Annotated in this window: 14 protein-coding genes; 2 read left to right on the top strand and 12 right to left on the bottom strand. The window is 39.8% G+C overall.

The window, feature by feature from the left end; translation table 11 throughout:
* Positions 1-241 precede the first annotated feature (241 nt).
* The gene (gene hpf, locus H4J61_RS01200) at positions 242-598 is read right to left on the bottom strand and encodes a ribosome hibernation-promoting factor, HPF/YfiA family (RefSeq protein WP_182182937.1); all 357 of its coding nucleotides are present in this window, start codon (positions 596-598) and stop codon (positions 242-244) included.
* Between the two features lie 742 nt (positions 599-1,340).
* Between hpf and H4J61_RS01195 the strand changes: the two genes are divergently transcribed.
* Positions 1,341-2,444 carry a 1-acyl-sn-glycerol-3-phosphate acyltransferase gene (locus tag H4J61_RS01195; protein ID WP_182182935.1) on the top strand — a complete coding sequence of 368 codons (1,104 nt, stop codon included), beginning with the start codon at positions 1,341-1,343 and terminating at the stop codon, positions 2,442-2,444.
* Positions 2,445-2,561: 117 nt separating this feature from the next.
* Here the strand turns inward: H4J61_RS01195 and H4J61_RS01190 are convergent, their stop codons facing one another.
* From H4J61_RS01190 to H4J61_RS01155, 8 genes are all read right to left on the bottom strand, one after another.
* Complete coding sequence (locus H4J61_RS01190) at positions 2,562-3,998, bottom strand: aminopeptidase 1 (protein ID WP_182182932.1); 1,437 nt, start codon at positions 3,996-3,998, stop codon at positions 2,562-2,564.
* Between the two features lie 196 nt (positions 3,999-4,194).
* Positions 4,195-4,512, bottom strand: a complete 318-nt coding sequence (locus H4J61_RS01185; RefSeq protein WP_182182930.1) for an AzlD domain-containing protein — start codon at positions 4,510-4,512, stop codon at positions 4,195-4,197.
* Positions 4,509-5,285, bottom strand: coding sequence for an AzlC family ABC transporter permease (locus tag H4J61_RS01180; protein WP_182182928.1), 777 nt, complete (start codon positions 5,283-5,285; stop codon positions 4,509-4,511). The genes H4J61_RS01185 and H4J61_RS01180 overlap by 4 nt, the downstream gene beginning before the upstream one ends.
* 188 nt (positions 5,286-5,473) lie before the next feature.
* Positions 5,474-6,238: a 3-deoxy-manno-octulosonate cytidylyltransferase gene (gene kdsB, locus H4J61_RS01175; RefSeq protein WP_182135678.1), complete on the bottom strand. Its 765-nt coding sequence runs from the start codon at positions 6,236-6,238 to the stop codon at positions 5,474-5,476.
* A gap of 63 nt (positions 6,239-6,301) precedes the next feature.
* A complete protein-coding gene (locus tag H4J61_RS01170) occupies positions 6,302-6,484 on the bottom strand; it encodes a Trm112 family protein (protein ID WP_182135677.1) in 183 nt (60 codons plus the stop codon).
* A gap of 89 nt (positions 6,485-6,573) precedes the next feature.
* On the bottom strand, positions 6,574-7,653 hold the full coding sequence (gene lpxK / locus H4J61_RS01165; RefSeq protein WP_220461160.1) for a tetraacyldisaccharide 4'-kinase: 1,080 nt from the start codon (positions 7,651-7,653) through the stop codon (positions 6,574-6,576).
* A 38-nt stretch (positions 7,654-7,691) separates the two neighbouring features.
* Entirely contained in the window at positions 7,692-9,455 is a 1,764-nt protein-coding gene (gene msbA, locus H4J61_RS01160; RefSeq protein WP_182182926.1) for a lipid A export permease/ATP-binding protein MsbA, read from the bottom strand.
* A 188-nt stretch (positions 9,456-9,643) separates the two neighbouring features.
* Positions 9,644-12,160 carry a DNA internalization-related competence protein ComEC/Rec2 gene (locus tag H4J61_RS01155; RefSeq protein ID WP_182182924.1) on the bottom strand — a complete coding sequence of 839 codons (2,517 nt, stop codon included), beginning with the start codon at positions 12,158-12,160 and terminating at the stop codon, positions 9,644-9,646.
* Between the two features lie 46 nt (positions 12,161-12,206).
* Between H4J61_RS01155 and H4J61_RS01150 the strand changes: the two genes are divergently transcribed.
* A complete protein-coding gene (locus H4J61_RS01150) occupies positions 12,207-12,722 on the top strand; it encodes a DUF2062 domain-containing protein (RefSeq protein WP_182135673.1) in 516 nt (171 codons plus the stop codon).
* A 77-nt stretch (positions 12,723-12,799) separates the two neighbouring features.
* Here the strand turns inward: H4J61_RS01150 and lolE are convergent, their stop codons facing one another.
* From lolE to H4J61_RS01135, 3 genes are read right to left on the bottom strand one after another with little or no spacing between them, the layout of a single operon-like run.
* Positions 12,800-14,065 (bottom strand): lipoprotein-releasing ABC transporter permease subunit LolE, encoded by a 1,266-nt coding sequence (gene lolE, locus H4J61_RS01145; RefSeq protein ID WP_182182922.1) that lies wholly within the window; start codon positions 14,063-14,065, stop codon positions 12,800-12,802.
* A complete protein-coding gene (gene lolD, locus H4J61_RS01140; protein WP_259363047.1) occupies positions 14,066-14,920 on the bottom strand; it encodes a lipoprotein-releasing ABC transporter ATP-binding protein LolD in 855 nt (284 codons plus the stop codon).
* Positions 14,913-16,133, bottom strand: a complete 1,221-nt coding sequence (locus tag H4J61_RS01135; protein WP_182182920.1) for a lipoprotein-releasing ABC transporter permease subunit — start codon at positions 16,131-16,133, stop codon at positions 14,913-14,915. Before H4J61_RS01135 ends, lolD begins: the two co-directional genes overlap by 8 nt.
* Positions 16,134-16,435 lie beyond the last annotated feature (302 nt).

Raw genomic sequence — 16,435 nt, 5'->3', positions numbered from 1 at the left:
CGCTATCGCTGTCTTGAGCGCGAATAACATTACCCTCAACGTCACAGTCTGCCACGACAACATAGTTAAAAACTTCTAGCATATAGCCTCTAATAGCCGGTTATAAAGTCGCTATTTTAAGTGTATTTCTGTGGGATGCCAAACTAAATGTCTACTTATTCGCGATGAACCCAGCTAGCGCCAGCATTAAAAAAGGAGGCCACAGCCTCCTTAACGATAAGATGATTAAATTCACAGCTTCTTAACTGAGGTTCATTTCTTGAACTTTTTCATGGGCAATTTCGGGTGCTGTTGCTTCAGGTTTACTATGCAAATTAGCTTTTAATAAACCTTTTCGGTGTTTTAAAGCGGCATCCAATTTTTTAGCTGCTGTTGCAATAGCTGGGTACATAACGCCGTCATTTGCTGATGCTGAAATACGACCTCCTTCATAGGTTGTGCGAAGTTCTACATTATGTTTGTTATGTTCGTGCGATAAAATAACATCGAGTGAAATTAAGGTTGGGAAGTGTGTCGATATTTTTGAAAACTTTTCATTAATATGTTCTTTAATTGAATCTGAAATGTCAACATGATGACCTGAAAGATTTATTTTCATAGTTGTTCCTTTTTATTATCTACTCACTAATAATACTTGGGCCTAAAAGTTAAAAACGCAAGTCAATTGCTGTAAATTTTACAATTATTTTTACTAATGATAATTTTTTGAATTAAAGAACGCTTCCTATGATATTTTATAACCCTTATATCGCATTAAGGTAAAAGAACATAAGTCTTGCCGAAAACACAGATAACCAATTGTTTTTATTATATAAAAAATTAAAAACACGATAAAGACTTGGTGGCTTTATTTTCTGTATTAGCTATAAGGTATCGGTGTTCAAGTGTAAATTGATTATTAGCCTAGCTAAATACTGTTTGTATTGATTCAACGCCATAACCTTGTCAATACTGCTGTTAATAAATGACTCTTGATTAAATAACACAAAAAATCTCTGCATTACTCTCGATATCACTATCACGAATGAGCCCTAATTTAATCTAGCTACTGCTAATACCATATATAGCCTGAAATTTTATTGCTGTTTTAGCTAATCTAAGAAATGGTATTAGCCATACTAAAGCTGAGTTTAAGTTCGTCATACTTTAAGGGTGTCAGTGCATAATGTGGTTTAAATAATGGTTGCTTTGTCCTCCATACAATTTAATATAATTTACCGACATTAAATCAACAAAACTCAGCAACTAAACTATTAAACAAAAAGCGCATTTTTCAAGATGATTCGGTTATAATCCCCACTCATTTATTATTTATTTTCGACCATATAAGAGATTTTTGAATGTTTGATGATATACGTCCTTATCGTGATGATGAGGTAGTTGCAGTAATCAAAAAATTAATTAACCAACCAGGCTTACAAGCTTCGATTGCTAGTTTAAAAATGCCACGCTTATATCAAGCCCTGCCGCAACTTGCCTGCAAAATTGTAAAATGGTCATTGAAGTTTCGGGTGAAAAAATTTCATAATATCGAACAAATCCAAATTGAAGTGGCTAAATATTTACATCATTTGATCAAAAACAGTACCGCCGGTTTTAACTATAGCGGGCTAGAAAATTTTGATACCACCAAGCCCGCGCTATTTATCAGTAATCATCGTGATATTGTTTTAGACGTTGCCTTAGTGAACTTAGCGCTATATAAAAGCGGTATCAATACCGTGGAAGCTGCTGTGGGTGATAATTTACTACATCAGCCTTGGGTCGCTGATTTAATGCGTATTAACAAGAGTTTTATTGTTAAACGGAACGAAGAAAACAAACGCGCTATGCTCAATGCGTCAAAGCAATTGTCTGCCTACATTCATGATACGGTAGCGAACCGAAAGCAAAATATTTGGATCGCACAACGCGAAGGTCGTGCCAAAGATGGTGTAGACAAAACCAATTCAGCCTTAATATCTATGCTATTACTCAATAAAGATAAGCAAATGCCTATGGCTGATTACTTAGCAGAACTTAACATAGTACCGGTATCAATTTCCTATGAGTTTGACCCTTGTGATATCGACAAGGCAATAGAGCTTGCTGAAAAAGCAGCGACCGGTAGCTATCAAAAACACGAAGATGAAGACTTAAAAAGTATCACACAAGGATTAGTCGGGCAAAAAGGTCAAGTCCATCTCCAGTTTTGTCAGCCAATACAGGGAGACTTTGCCAATAGCAAAGCCATCGCCGCAGCAATTGATAAAGAAATTATCAGCAACTATAAATTATACGACAGTAACTTAGTTGCATACGCAACACTCAATCAACAAGATACTGACAGTACAGTGCTTGAAAAACTGAATAAGCGCATGGAAAACCTCACAGCAGAACAGCAACACTGGTTATTAACTATGTATGCCAACCCCGTCTCTGCAAAACAACAGTTACCATTATAGTTGTAGTTATAGTTATCAATATAAAAAAGCCGTATCTATTCAATACGGCTTGCTCTTTTTTAGCTTAGGTTATAAAAAATAAGCTTTAATTTTTATAACCTAAGCACTAGCTCGAGGCTATTTTTCTTGGTAAAACGCTGACATTGCTTTGTACAATGAATACAGATCAACTTTTGAGCCAACCGCATAAGGCGAATGTATTGATAAAATTGGAATACCAAAATCAATTACTTCCATATTATCCTTAGATAAGTCACTACCAATAGTACCACCTGACGCCTTACCTTTATAAGTCGAGGTTTGCCATTTAATATCGGCATTATCTAAATAGTTTCGCGTCCACGCCATGTATTCAGAATTAGCATTAAAACCACCACCATAGAGCTTTAAATTAACGCCGTTACCCAAGCGAGGTGCATTACCTAGTTCCCAGACATTTGACCATGTTGGGTTCACTCCTGGGTTTACGTCCGCAGAAATAACTTTGGTATTACGTAACACTTGACGCAATTGATAGTCATTATAGCTATCACCCTTTTGGTTGTAGAGTAAGCTACTGATTAAATCAACTAAGTAGGTGGAACTCGCCCCCGTGTTATTAATGTTACCCACTTCTTCGTTATCCACTAGATAAGCGATAGCGGTATATTCAGGTGTTTTCTGCTCAGTTAATGCTTTAACCGCTGCTATTGATGAAGCTTTATCATCTTGGCCATACGCGGCGATCATACTACGGTCAAAACCGACATCGCGCGGTTTAGTGGCTGGCACTAAAGCCAGTTCAGCAGAAACTAAGTCTTCAACTGAAATATCATAAGTTGACTTTAAATAACTGCTGACCTGATCTTTAATTTTTTTATCTAATTCAGGCTTAGCCGCAATAATAATATCGAGTTCTTCTTTACCGATAACGTCTCGACTGGTGCGTTTACGGTTGGGTGAGTCAACATGAGGAGCAAGATCTGTCACCAGAAAAATAGGATCATTGTCATCAAAGCCAACGGAAATATTAACCCTAGTACCATCTTTCTTATCAACTCTGCCAACTAAAGCCAGCGGAATATTTACCCATTGATAGGTTTTAATACCGCCGTGAATGTAAGTTTGAAACATGGCAAAATTTTCTTTTTCAAATAATGGCCGTCCTTTAAGCTCAAGTCGCGGAGAGTCAATATGTGCGCCAACAATACGCGTACCTTGCTCTAACGGTTTTTTCCCAATCACCATCAAGGCAATAGTACGGTCACGATTGACATCATAAAAGCGCGCGCCTGGCTTTAATTCACTTTGCTCGGTTAGTTTTGTGAAACCTTGTTTTTCAACGCGTTTAATCGTTTCAGTAACAAAGGTTAATTCCGTGGGTACTTTATAAATATAATCTTTATATTCAGTCGCATAGCGCTCTACTGCTTTGAGTTCTTTCGCGGTTAAGTTTAACCAGCTAGACGGTGATTCCGGCTTAGCTTTGGCGTCTGCCGCGTGGACAAAAGTACTTTGTGAAAACGTCAGCGCACTGACAATGGCGAGGGTGGTTATTGATTTTGTTAAATTCATAGCAATATTTATAATTTAATCTCAGATAAAAGGCATACTCCATCATAAAAGCTACCAATATCAGCTGACAAGCTTTATTCGATAAACAGCACTTTTTCAGCTATAAACAGCCTAAAAACAAAACTTACCTGCAGAATATAACTAGGTTCAAGACACTCAATATATTACAAGGTTAAGCGATTACAGCGGTAAAATATTACAGAGATAAAATATACCGACTCAAAACAAAAGTAATAAGCCCCACAAACATGGTTAAATAAATACTTTTACTTTTTGCCGCCGCAACTATCGCCAACGTTGCGGCAATTAAATAGGGATTATGCAGCGAAATACTCAACTGGCCTTTTTGAATAAAAATAATGGGTACCCAAATAGCCGTTAACACCGCTGGTGCGCTAAAACTTAATAGCTTGGCCATTTTTGCCCCTAAGCGCACAGGCAAACGCGGGTGGATAAATAAATAGCGCGTGCTAAAGGTGATGACCGCCATCAGTAGAATGGTAAGTAAGGTCATGTGCTGTCCTTAACTGACGGGGATGTTTTATGATTATCTGCATTATTGACATCATTATTGACATCATTTTTTTTATGCAAAAAACGGTCAGTCAAATAACCTGAGTACATTGCAATCAAAGCGGCTGCGACCAAATCTAATTCGAACTGCATTAGCTTAAACACTACCGATAATAGCGCGGCAACAAGCACAGTCACTAAAATAGGTATGTTAATAATGGTGGGAATCACTAAGGCAATAAAGGTGACGGCAATCGCAAAATCTAAGCCTAAATGGGTTAAGTCGGGTAAATAACTGCCGGCGATAACACCTGCCACATTCCATAACAACCAAAAAACATAAAAACTGCCGCCAGCGACAACCGCATAAACTAATCTTAACTGCCCAACAAAGGACTTGTGATGACTCGACAAAGCAAATAGCTCATCAGTTAACAAAAAACCTAAAGAATAACGCCACTTGGTTGGTAAAACTTTTAACTTATCTCGTAATGCTAAGCCATATAGAAAATGCCGCGAGCTAATAATAAAGGTGGTAAATAATATCGTCGCCAGTGATGCATTGTTGGCAATTAATTCAATCGCAACAAGCTGAGCAGAGCCAGCAAATACGATAAGCGGCATTAAAATAGCTTCAAGCGCAGTAAAGTCACGTTGAACAGCCAAAGAACCACAGAGTATACCCCATGGCAAAACAGCTAAATTAAGCGGTAACATGTCTAAAAAGCCTTTTCTTGCCATTAACCAGCGAGCTTTTTTCTTGGTGAGTGCCATCAAATATTTACCTAAATAATCTAGCGTTATGTGATACCAAAGCCATAATTACATTCAAAGGTTTGAGTGGTTAAATCGGCTCAACTCTCAATTAACATAACTAAGCAAAGTAAAAAAGAAAAGTAACAAAAAAGAGGCGATCAAGCCTCTTTTTTGTTGGAGAAAACAGGTTATTGGCTCAAGTTATTTTATAAAGACTTTGCGTAAACTCGGGCTTTTTCTAGATCTTCAGGCGTATCAACCCCTTCAACCGCTAAGCGTACTTTCGCAACAGCGACATGAATTTTCTCACCTTGCCAAAGTACTCGTAATTGCTCTAATGACTCTACTTGCTCTAACTGGCTGGTTGGCCACTGCACGTAGTCTTTAATAAATCCGGCTCGGTAAGCGTAAATACCAATGTGGCGCAGATAAAAGTCGCCAATGGCATCAATGTTATCATTGTTAAGAAAACGCTCTCGATCGTAAGGAATAGTCGCGCGACTAAAATACAAGGCATAACCATTTTTATCACATAGCACTTTCACCGCATTAGGGTTTAATGCTTCAGCAACATCGTCAATTTTCATCGCTAATGTCGCCATGCGCGCTTGGCTCTGGCTAGATAAGTTATCTGCAACTTGCGCAATGTTTTCAACCGGAATAAAAGGTTCATCCCCTTGAACATTCACAATAACTTGCTCATCAGCAAACTGATACCTTTGCATTACTTCAGCAAGACGTTCAGTGCCTGATTGATGATCCGCACGAGTTTTACATACTTCACCACCAAAACTTTTTACCACACGAGCAACTTCGTCACTGTCGGTCGCCACAATAACTTGCTCAGCGCCACTAGCTAAGGCTCTTTCAACAACCCATTGGACCATAGGTTTACCGGCAATATCAGCGAGCACTTTACCGGGTAAACGTGACGACTCAAACCGTGCAGGGATCACTACCACAAACGACATAAAAACCTCATTAATCTGATTATTCCAATCATGCTATAACTCATACTACTCTCGGCGATAACCTTATGCATTATCTTCAGTAATGCGACGCGCTTCACTTTCAAGTAACACAGGAATGTCTTTTTCTATCGCATAAGCCAAACGGTCGAATTTACAAATCAACTCTTGCTGCTCTTTGTTGTAGTCTAATTTTCCTTTGCATACTGGGCATGCAAGGATTTCCATTAATTTAATATCAAAGGCCATTATTTTCTCTCTTAAATGTAAACTTGATCTATGTGCATCAAGCGTTAAAATCCTGTCAGTTCTTATTAACTCTGTCAGTTCTGTTAGCTCTAGCAGCTTTTAGTTGATAACTCATGCGGCTTGCTAGCAAGTGCAGCAATGTTAGCGATTTCGCTCGCCATAGCGGCACTATCATTGTTGGTTGCAAATACGGCATCAACCGGTAAATACCAGTAATGTTCTTGGGCAAAGTCAGCACATTTAACGGCATCTTTTTCGGTCATTAATAACGGCATATCACTAGAGAACTGCTGTAAATCTTGCGCTGAAAAGGCTTGATGATCAATAAAGCCTTTAGTCATGGCTAACGTAAAGCCTACTTGCTCAAGGGTGTTGAAAAAGCGTTTAGGGTCGCCAATACCTGCTAGCGCATTAATAGGTTTATCGCTAGCAAGGTTTTGCGCTAAAAAAGTATCGATTTCAACACGCTTACCGGTTTTAATATTGATGACATACCTTGCCTGTAGCTGCATAGTTAATACCGGTAACGCTAGATTACTCGCTGGTTTTTGCCATGAACTCATGCCATTAACAATAACACAATCGGCACGTTTTATTCTGCGTTTTGTCTCGCGCAATGGCCCTGCTGGTAATAATAAACCGTTACCAAATAAACGTTTACCATCAACGACCACAAACTCGTAATCTCGCGCCAAACGATAATGTTGTAGTCCGTCATCGGCAATAATCAATTCACAACCTTGCTCAATTAAGCACTGGCAAGCTTGAATTCTATTGGCGCCAATAACCACAGGAACGCCACTGCGCTGAAAGATTAATAACGGCTCATCTCCTGCTTGCTCAGCGCTGCTTTCATCGCTAACTTGATACGGATAATAAGGCGCTTTTGAGCCATAGCCGCGACTTACCACGCCCACTTTTATACCTTGCTCGGTAAGTTTTTCAACTAAATATAAGCTAACCGGTGTTTTGCCATTACCACCAATACCGATATTACCCACAACAACCACGGGCACTGACATTTTAATCTGTTTAAATAACCCCATTTGATAAGCTAAACGGCGAAAAAAACTCACTAGCGCAAAAATAAAGCTCAATGGCAGCAAAAGTGGCACCATTAGCCATTTTGCTGGATGCCCCTGAAACCAAACCTTTTCAATCAGGCGCATAATCTATAGCCAAAATAATCGATTAAATACATAGTGAACTAGGCACCAAATTGAAATTTATGTAACTGAGCATAAGCGCCGTCTTTCGCTAATAAAGCTTGATGATCGCCTTGCTCTTTTATTTGCCCTTGTTCCATAACGATAATTTTATCCGCACTTTCTATGGTTGATAAACGATGAGCAATAACGATACAAGTGCGGTTTTTTTGTAATGCGCTTAACGCGTCTTGAATATGACGTTCAGATTCAGTGTCTAAAGCACTGGTAGCTTCATCTAAAATTAAGAAAGGGGCATCACATAATAATGCGCGCGCAATCGCTACACGTTGGCGTTGACCACCCGATAACATCGCACCATTGTCGCCAATATTAGTATCTAGTCCTTCAGGTAAGTCTTCGACAAACTCCATCACATGGGCTTTCCGTGCCGCGTCTTCAATTTCTGCGCGTGTCGCATGGGGTTTGCCATAAGCAATATTATTAGCGATTGAATCGTTGAACAACACCACTTGTTGAGAAACATAGGCAAATTGCTTGCGTAAGTCTTTCAGTTTGTAATCTTTAATGTCTTTACCATCGATTAACACCTTGCCGGTTGTCGCCGTGTAAAATCTTAATAATAAGGCGCTTGCGGTTGATTTACCACTACCAGAGCGCCCCACTAAAGCCACCGTTTCACCGACATTAGCGGTGAAACTTAAATCAGTTAGTGCCTGTTTTTCTTTGTCTTTATTATAAAGAAAATTAACGTGTTCAAACGCTAAAGTGCCTTTTGCACGTGCTATTGCGATAGTACCAGTGTCGTGTTCTTTTTCTTGATCAAGTACCGCGAAAATACTGACACAGGCCGCCATGCCTTTTTGAAATTCACTATTCACCGTTGTCAGCAGTTTTAAAGGTCTAAGCAGGGTTACCATACACATTAATACCGTCATAAAAACCCCGGCTGAAATATCTGCTCGCATCGAATCAAGGTTGGCAACATATAAAACAAACGCTAAGGCAAACGAAGCAATAATTTGAATAATAGGGACACTGGCCGCTTGTGTCGCCACCATTTTCATCCGTTGTTGGCGATTATGTTTATTAATTTTGGCAAAACGGTCAAACTCTCGTTGTTGACCATCAAAGGTTAATACCACTTTATGACCATTAAAGGTTTGCTCTGCCGCCGTTGTTACCTCGCCCATGGCATTTTGAATACCTTTACTTATTTGACGAAAACGACCTGAAATAACGGTAACTATGCCCGCAATAACCGGGGTGATCAGTAAAAATATCGACGCTAACTGCCAACTGTTATAAAACATAACAATCAGTAAGCCCAGCACAAAGGCACCTTGCTGCACTAAAGTCAATAACGCTTTAGAAACAGCACTGAGCACTTGCTCGGTATCAAACGTTAATTTTGAGATCAAACTGCCGGTAGATTCTTTATCGTGATAAGCCACGGGCATAGACATCACATGTTCAAACAACTCCTGACGAATATTGGCCACCACATTATTACCTAACCAAGCTAAGGTGTAGTTACCCGCAAAGTGGCAAATTCCGCGCAGAATAAACATCAGCACAATAACAAATGGCGCCCATTTCATAAATGCGGGATCTTGCCCATCAAGGCCTTTGTCGATAAGTGGTTGCAGTTGGGAAAATACAAAGCTGTCAATCGCGGCATAACCTAACATGCCTAAAATAGAAACAACGGCTGCGGCCTTATAGGCTTTAGCATAAGCCAATAAACGCTTAAAATTTTGTCTCGTGGTATTTTCTGTAGTCGGTGCTGATAGTGTTGTCGACATTCATGCTCTCATGCGTTATCAAAAAATCTTATCCCTGCAGGATTATTTTATTCTGTTTTATTCTGTTTTATTTTGTCTTATTAATAAATCGTCGGTATTTTAGCGTTATTTTGCCCATCAACCAACTGATAAACTTTTATAGGCGATATAAATCCAGTCATTAGCGTAGAAATAGCTGAATAAAGTGATCAATTTACAAACCAATAAGGCCGAATATCGTCTCGATAACTTATCACTTCAACGCTAGCATCAATAACAGTATCTGCAATATTGCCTTTATTATCATTAGCACTAGAGTCAATATTTGCACCACCCGTGGTTTGACTAAACTTAAAGGTCACCATCCCTTCATCGACGGTATTAAAAGTCGTAATATCAAAACTGTTATATCGGCCCATTATTTCATCAGATGGCATCTGCCAACGGTTTAAATAACCGGTACTAAATACTACATAACGTGGCATAACCGCCGTTAAAAAACCACGACTAGACGATGATTTTGAGCCATGGTGCGGAGCAATCAAAATGTCACTGCTGAGTTTCTTAGCCATGCCCGCAACATTTAATAGCCGTTTTTCTTGTTTTATCGAAATATCGCCCGGTAATAACACACGATGAAAACCGTCGCTGATAGTTACTACACACGAGTCATCATTTTTATCTCCATCAGCTTGCATTGGCGACAGCACTTCAAAAACTAAGCCTTGCCAAGTAAAGCGCTGTCCCGAGATACAATGGCGGTCAGGTTTTAACGCTAGATCGTTAGCAATAACACGCTTAATAGCCATTTTAGCGCGTAAGTGACGTAAGCCTCCAGCATGATCATTGTCGTTATGGCTGATGATCACCCCATCAATCGCTTGATAACCTTGATGCTTTAAATAGGGTAATATTGCCGCATCAGCCATATTAAAACCACTAGGATAACTGGCACCGGTATCATAGAGAAAAACATGATGATTTTTTTCAATAACAACGGCAAGACCATGACCCACATCAAGCACTGACAAACGCCACTCTTGCTGCTGTTCAGCACTAAATAAATCGATACCAACCGCCGTTATAAATAAACTCAGCGCGGCAATAAACTTAGCCTTAGTGAGTCGAAAAAATACCGCTAGTGCAATAATGACAAAAAATACCATCATGGCTTGTATTTGCTGATATGAAATAGCAAAAACTGCCCACTCTGCGCTAGCCAAATAAAGCAACCATTGCCAAACATATGACAAACTGAGTAAGGCTAAATCAGTAAAAAAATGTCCTAACCAAAGACTAAATGGCAAAGCAATAACCGCCAGCAACGTTAAAGGAATAACCGTCACACTCATCAAAGGTACAGCGACTATATTGGCAAAAAAAGCGGCTAACGGTAGTTGATAGTTTAGCGATGCGGCTATGGGCAACATCGCTATCGTCAGTGCTAGTTGCATAACAAGCAAGGTTTTAAGCCAAAGTAACACCCGCGTTTTAACGCCATGCCATTGCTTTTTAAGCCTAGTTTCAGGCAAGGGTTCAAGTGTTAATAATGATATTTTATCTCTCGTTAAGACTGGTGCTATCGTGCGCATGGAAAAACGTGAAAATGTCGAAAAAATAATGACGAGTGCTGATATGGATAGCCAAAAACTCGCACTGAGTAAGCTAAGCGGCCAAACCAGTAAAATAATTAAAACGGCCAGTAATAACCAAGGTAACAGTGTTACCTTTAAGTGCATCATTTTAAGTGACCAAAACAATAACAACATCACCAAAGCACGTAAGGTAGGAATAGAAAAACCCGCCAGATAGGCGTAATACCATGCCATAACACCACTACACAGAATCGGAGCATAGCTTAAGTTTATTTGCATCAGTTTCAGTTGCCAAGGCGTCGACAACAGAGAACTCAAGGGCAATAAACGAATAACCGTGCGTATAAAAATCAAGCTTGCAAAAGCTACTATGCCGATATGCAAGCCAGAAATCGCAATAAGGTGCTGAGTTGCCGTTGCAGAAAGCACTCGCCAATGCTCGCGCGTTAACTCTCCCCGCTCACCAAAACCCAAAGCTAAAATTAGCGCTCCCAGGGGTTTATCAGCTAACACAACAGATAATTTTTGATACAAATATTGACGCCAGCTAATTTGCTGATGCAATAAAATATTTTGCTTTTTAGTCTGTGTTTCGGCTTTAGTTTTAGTTTTAGCCTTAACATAGCCAGTGGCGACGATTTGTTGCTGCCGCAACCAGACTTGGTAATTAAAGCCACCGATATTAGCCAAGCCATGCGCAGGTTTAAGTTTTACCGCTAATTGCCACTTTTGTCCCTGCAGCAGAGGTTTGTCTGGCGCCTTCCAAGTTAAGCGGACCTTAAATTTTTCATTAACCTTTCGACCTTGCCAATGGCTAACTAAAAAGTTAAAACGACTACTACCAGATTTTATATGAACAATATTACTCACTTCACCTTGAATTAGATGAACTTTTTTATGTAACTGATCAAGCTTGATGTTATTTTGCGCTAAGGTATCTTGATATTGGCTGCCAGCAATTAAAATCCAAACAACGGCGAATAGCGCAATAGCCATAAAGCGAAATTTACCTACAAAGATAAATATTAATGAAACCAATAATATAATGAGCAGTAAAGAAAACTCTGGCACTATAGGTATAAATAATGACAAAATAGCGCTGAAAAAAAATGTGAGTAGCCACCATTCCATAGTGATTAGTTTCCATTTAGCCAAGTAACGTTAAGTAAAGTAATTTATGCCCAAAAAAATAATTCAACGCTTTATGCCTGATCACCAAAAAATAAAAGATAACAAACATTTAAAAATGTTTGGTGCTTTACTACATAACGCTAATTTGTGGCACTTGAACCGCCGTTCGGTGAGTAAAGCATTTGCTGTTGGCTTATTTTTTGCCTTTATGCCCGTGCCATTTCAAATGGTTTTAGCGGCAGGCTTTGCCATTATAGTACATGCAAATCTACCTTTATCTATTACCCTTGTTTGGATCACTAACCCTTTGACTATGCCGGCAATTTTTTATTTTTGTTATGTTGTTGGCACCTGGATTGTCGATGTACCAACAAGAAACTTCACTTTTGAAGCAAATTGGCAGTGGCTAATTGATAGTGTTTCAACTATCGGGCCCGCCTTTATTGTCGGCTGTGGTGTACTTGCGGCTGTTTTTGCTCTCTTAGGTTATTTAACTATAAATATCATCTGGCGCTTTTCAGTCGCAAAAGAGTGGAAAAAACGCAAAGCACGAAGAGGCTAAGCTAACCCTTCATCATAAAAAAAATCAGACATAGCGTCTGATTTTTTATCTTGTTACTTTATCTTTTAACTTAAGGCTTACGCTTGCCCTAACACTTGTGCCGGCTCTACTTTGGTCGCCCGCCATGCCGGATAAATGGTCGCTAACAAACTCATCATTAAGGCCGTAATAACGGTGTTAATAACATCTTGTTGGCGTAATAACGTTGGTAAAAAATCAATAAAATATACCTCTGAAGATAAAAACTCTACCGATAAAGCCGCTTCTATAGCACGGATAATATCAGTTAAATTCAACGAGATTAAAATCCCTAAGCTGGCACCCAGTAAGCAACCGACAATGCCATTCATTAATCCTTGAAACATAAAGCTGGCCATAATAGTGCTCGACTTTGCCCCCATGGTTTTTAATATGGCAATATCTGACTTCTTCTCATTTACCGCCATAATTAAGGTCGACACTATGTTAAAACTGGCCACGGCAATCACTAGCACTAAAACAATAAACATCACTAAACGTACCAACTGAATATCATTAAATAAATGACCATGGCTACGCGTCCAGTCCAGCATGTAAACATAAAAATCAAAATCATAAGCCACCTCACGAACAATTTGTGGCGCGGCAAAAACATCGTCGACCTTTAGGCGAATGCCCTGCACTTCATCCGCTTGATAACCCAGTAATTCACTCGCTTTCGCTAAGTTAATAAAAACTTGTGTGTCATCTATCGTGCCACCAAATTTGAACACCCCTACAATAATGGCCTGTTGTGTCATGGGCACAGGAAATTGCTGTTTTTTACTGTCTTTTTGGTTGTTCAAATTAGCTGGGGGTAGTAATAACTGAACCTTGTCGCCCACTTGCACCGAAAGCTTATGAGCAATGCCGGCGCCAATAATAACGCCATTTTCAAGTATTAGGTCTTGCCACTTGCCAGCGATCATATAACGCGAAATAGCGGAAACCTGCGGCTCTAACATCACGTCTACACCGCGGATCTCAACACCTTTAAGTGCTGCAGACTTTTGCATCATACCCTGGGTTTTGACAAATGGAGCAGCGGCAATCACATGGGGATTTTGTTCAATACGCGCCACGCTTTTTGGCCATTGCGTAATAGGTGAGTTCACCGCGACCACTTCAGCATGAGGTACAATTGACAATAAATGTGTCGCCAACGCCCGTTCAAAACCATTCATGGCTGAAAGCACAACAATCAGCACCATCACACCAATGGCAATACCAATAGTTGAGGACGCGGATATAAATGACGAAAACCCTTTGCTATGACGGCTACGCACATAACGTAAGCCAATAAAAACACTTAACGGTTTTAGCACCTAAGCGTCCTCATTTTTTTTCATACGACTATCGCTGTTAACGTCAAGTGGCTTTAGGTGTCCGTGATCTAAAAGCAGTTGACGATCCATTTTTGCCGCCAAGGTTAAATCATGGGTAACAATGACAAAGCTGGTATTTACGGTCCGGTTTAACTCCTGCAACAACTGAAAAATTTGTTCCGCGGTATCAAAATCTAAATTACCTGTTGGCTCATCGGCTAAGACAAGTGACGGCTTGGTCACTAATGCGCGAGCAATGGCAACACGTTGACGCTCGCCCCCCGAAAGCTCAGAAGGTCGATGATGACTGCGATGAGTTAACCCCACTTGTTCTAGCATAGCTTTAGCCTGAGCTATAGCAGCTTTCGGCTTATCACCACGTATCAACAAGGGCATGGCGACATTTTCTTCAGCCGTAAATTCCATCATTAAATGATGAAACTGATAAATAAAACCAATATGTTGATTACGAAATTTTGCCCGTTGCTTTTCAGACAATTGATGAATATTAACCCCATTAATAAACACCTCGCCTGCACTTGGCGTGTCTAACGCGCCAGCTAAGTGCAAAAAGGTACTTTTTCCGCAGCCCGAACGGCCAACAATAGCCACTAACTCTCCGGCTTTAATTGCCAAATCAAGCTTGGATAATACGGCTGTGGTCACCGGACCTTGTTGATAAGATTTACTTAGCTGGCGACATTCTAAGCCTAAAGGAAGCTTAGGTGTTACCGCACTTTCATCGTTACTTTTATCGCCACTTTCATCGCCACTTTGGTTGATATTATGTTCCAAATCACTGTCCATTTTGCTCTTCATTTTATTATTCATGTCATTAAGTATTGGGCTACTCATTTCTGAGTACCTCTGCTGGCTGAGTTTCCGCAGCACGATAGGCCGGATAAAGGGTCGCTAAAAAGCTCATGACGAGTGCAGAAGCAACAATCACTAAAATATTGACCACATCAAGTGCAATAGGTAATTTTTGCCCTGCGCCTAATAAATTAACCCCGAGTAAGCTAAACAAATGATTTAAATTCAGCGTTAATATTACCCCAAGTGTAACACCCAAAATAACGCCCAAAATACCATTGGTTAAGCCTTGAGTGATAAAAATTTTCACAATACCACTTCGGTCTAAACCCAGAGTTTGTAAGATGCTAATTTCACCCTGCTTATCAATAACCACCATCACTAACGCTGAGACAATATTAAAAGCGGCAACCGCAACAATTAAACTCAGCATGAGCCACATCATATTTTTTTCCATGCTGACCGCAGCAAATAAAGCCCCTTGGCTCTCTTGCCAGCTGACAAAGTTAAAATCTGGATATTTTAATGATAACTGTGAAATTACCCGCGGGGCTTTAAAAGCATCATCTAGGTACAACCTTAACTGATTAACACCATCACCTTTTTGTCGATGCAGTTTCGCGCCATCTTTGATGGCAATAAAGACCATCGCCTCATCAACTTGAGAGCCAACATTAAAAATGCCCACAATAGTAAATGTGCGCTGCACAGGCACGCGTCCCATGGGGGTAAATAAAGTTTTGTTCGGTAAGGTTAAACGTACAACATCGCCTAAGTTAACCTTTAATTTTCGCGCTAAGGTTTGGCCTAAAACTAGGCTAAACGGCTTGGCGTCTAAGCTGGCTAATTGGCCATATTCCATGGCGCTATTGATAATATTGTGTTGTTCAAATTCAGGCATAATGCCATGCACTAAAACCCCTTGCAGTGCTGTTTTAGACTGAATTAACGCTTCACTTTGCTGAAACGGCGTTACTTGGGTAACGTCAGGCAAGGCGAGAATATCGCGCTGTAAATCGCGCCAATTATTGATATGAGTTTGTTGGGGGGACATTAACACATGCGGCACTAAACCTAGTACCCGACGTTTTTGCTCTCGCTCTAAACCATCCATAACAGAGACAACGGTAATTAAAGAGGCAACACCGAGCACAATACCGATAATAGAGAAAAATGTGATAAAGGAGACAAAACCTTTGCCATTACTACTGCGACTATACCTTAAGCCGATGTAAACACTAACTGGTTGAAACATGAACTCTTTCTTTATTGATAATGCTAATAGCACCAAGATTATTGAGCCTAAAATCATAGCACAGCTCATCAATATATATCTTCAGACTTTATTCACTTTTATACATTTTATTAAGCTGTGTCGGTAAATTAGTGCTAACTCATTAAATTTAACTAGTTTTGGACTATTCACCGGCATACTTCTGCCCAACTTAACTACATGAATACTTAAATACCTAAATACATGGATAGACCAAACATACCTAATACTCATGAAATTGCACTCAACAGAATTAACATCATAAAAAATGTTCTGCTTTGTCC

Origin of the sequence: Colwellia sp. MB3u-4, from assembly GCF_014077065.1 — a bacterium.
GTDB lineage: Bacteria > Pseudomonadota > Gammaproteobacteria > Enterobacterales > Alteromonadaceae > Cognaticolwellia.
This window is presented reverse-complemented; position numbering and strand designations above follow the sequence as displayed.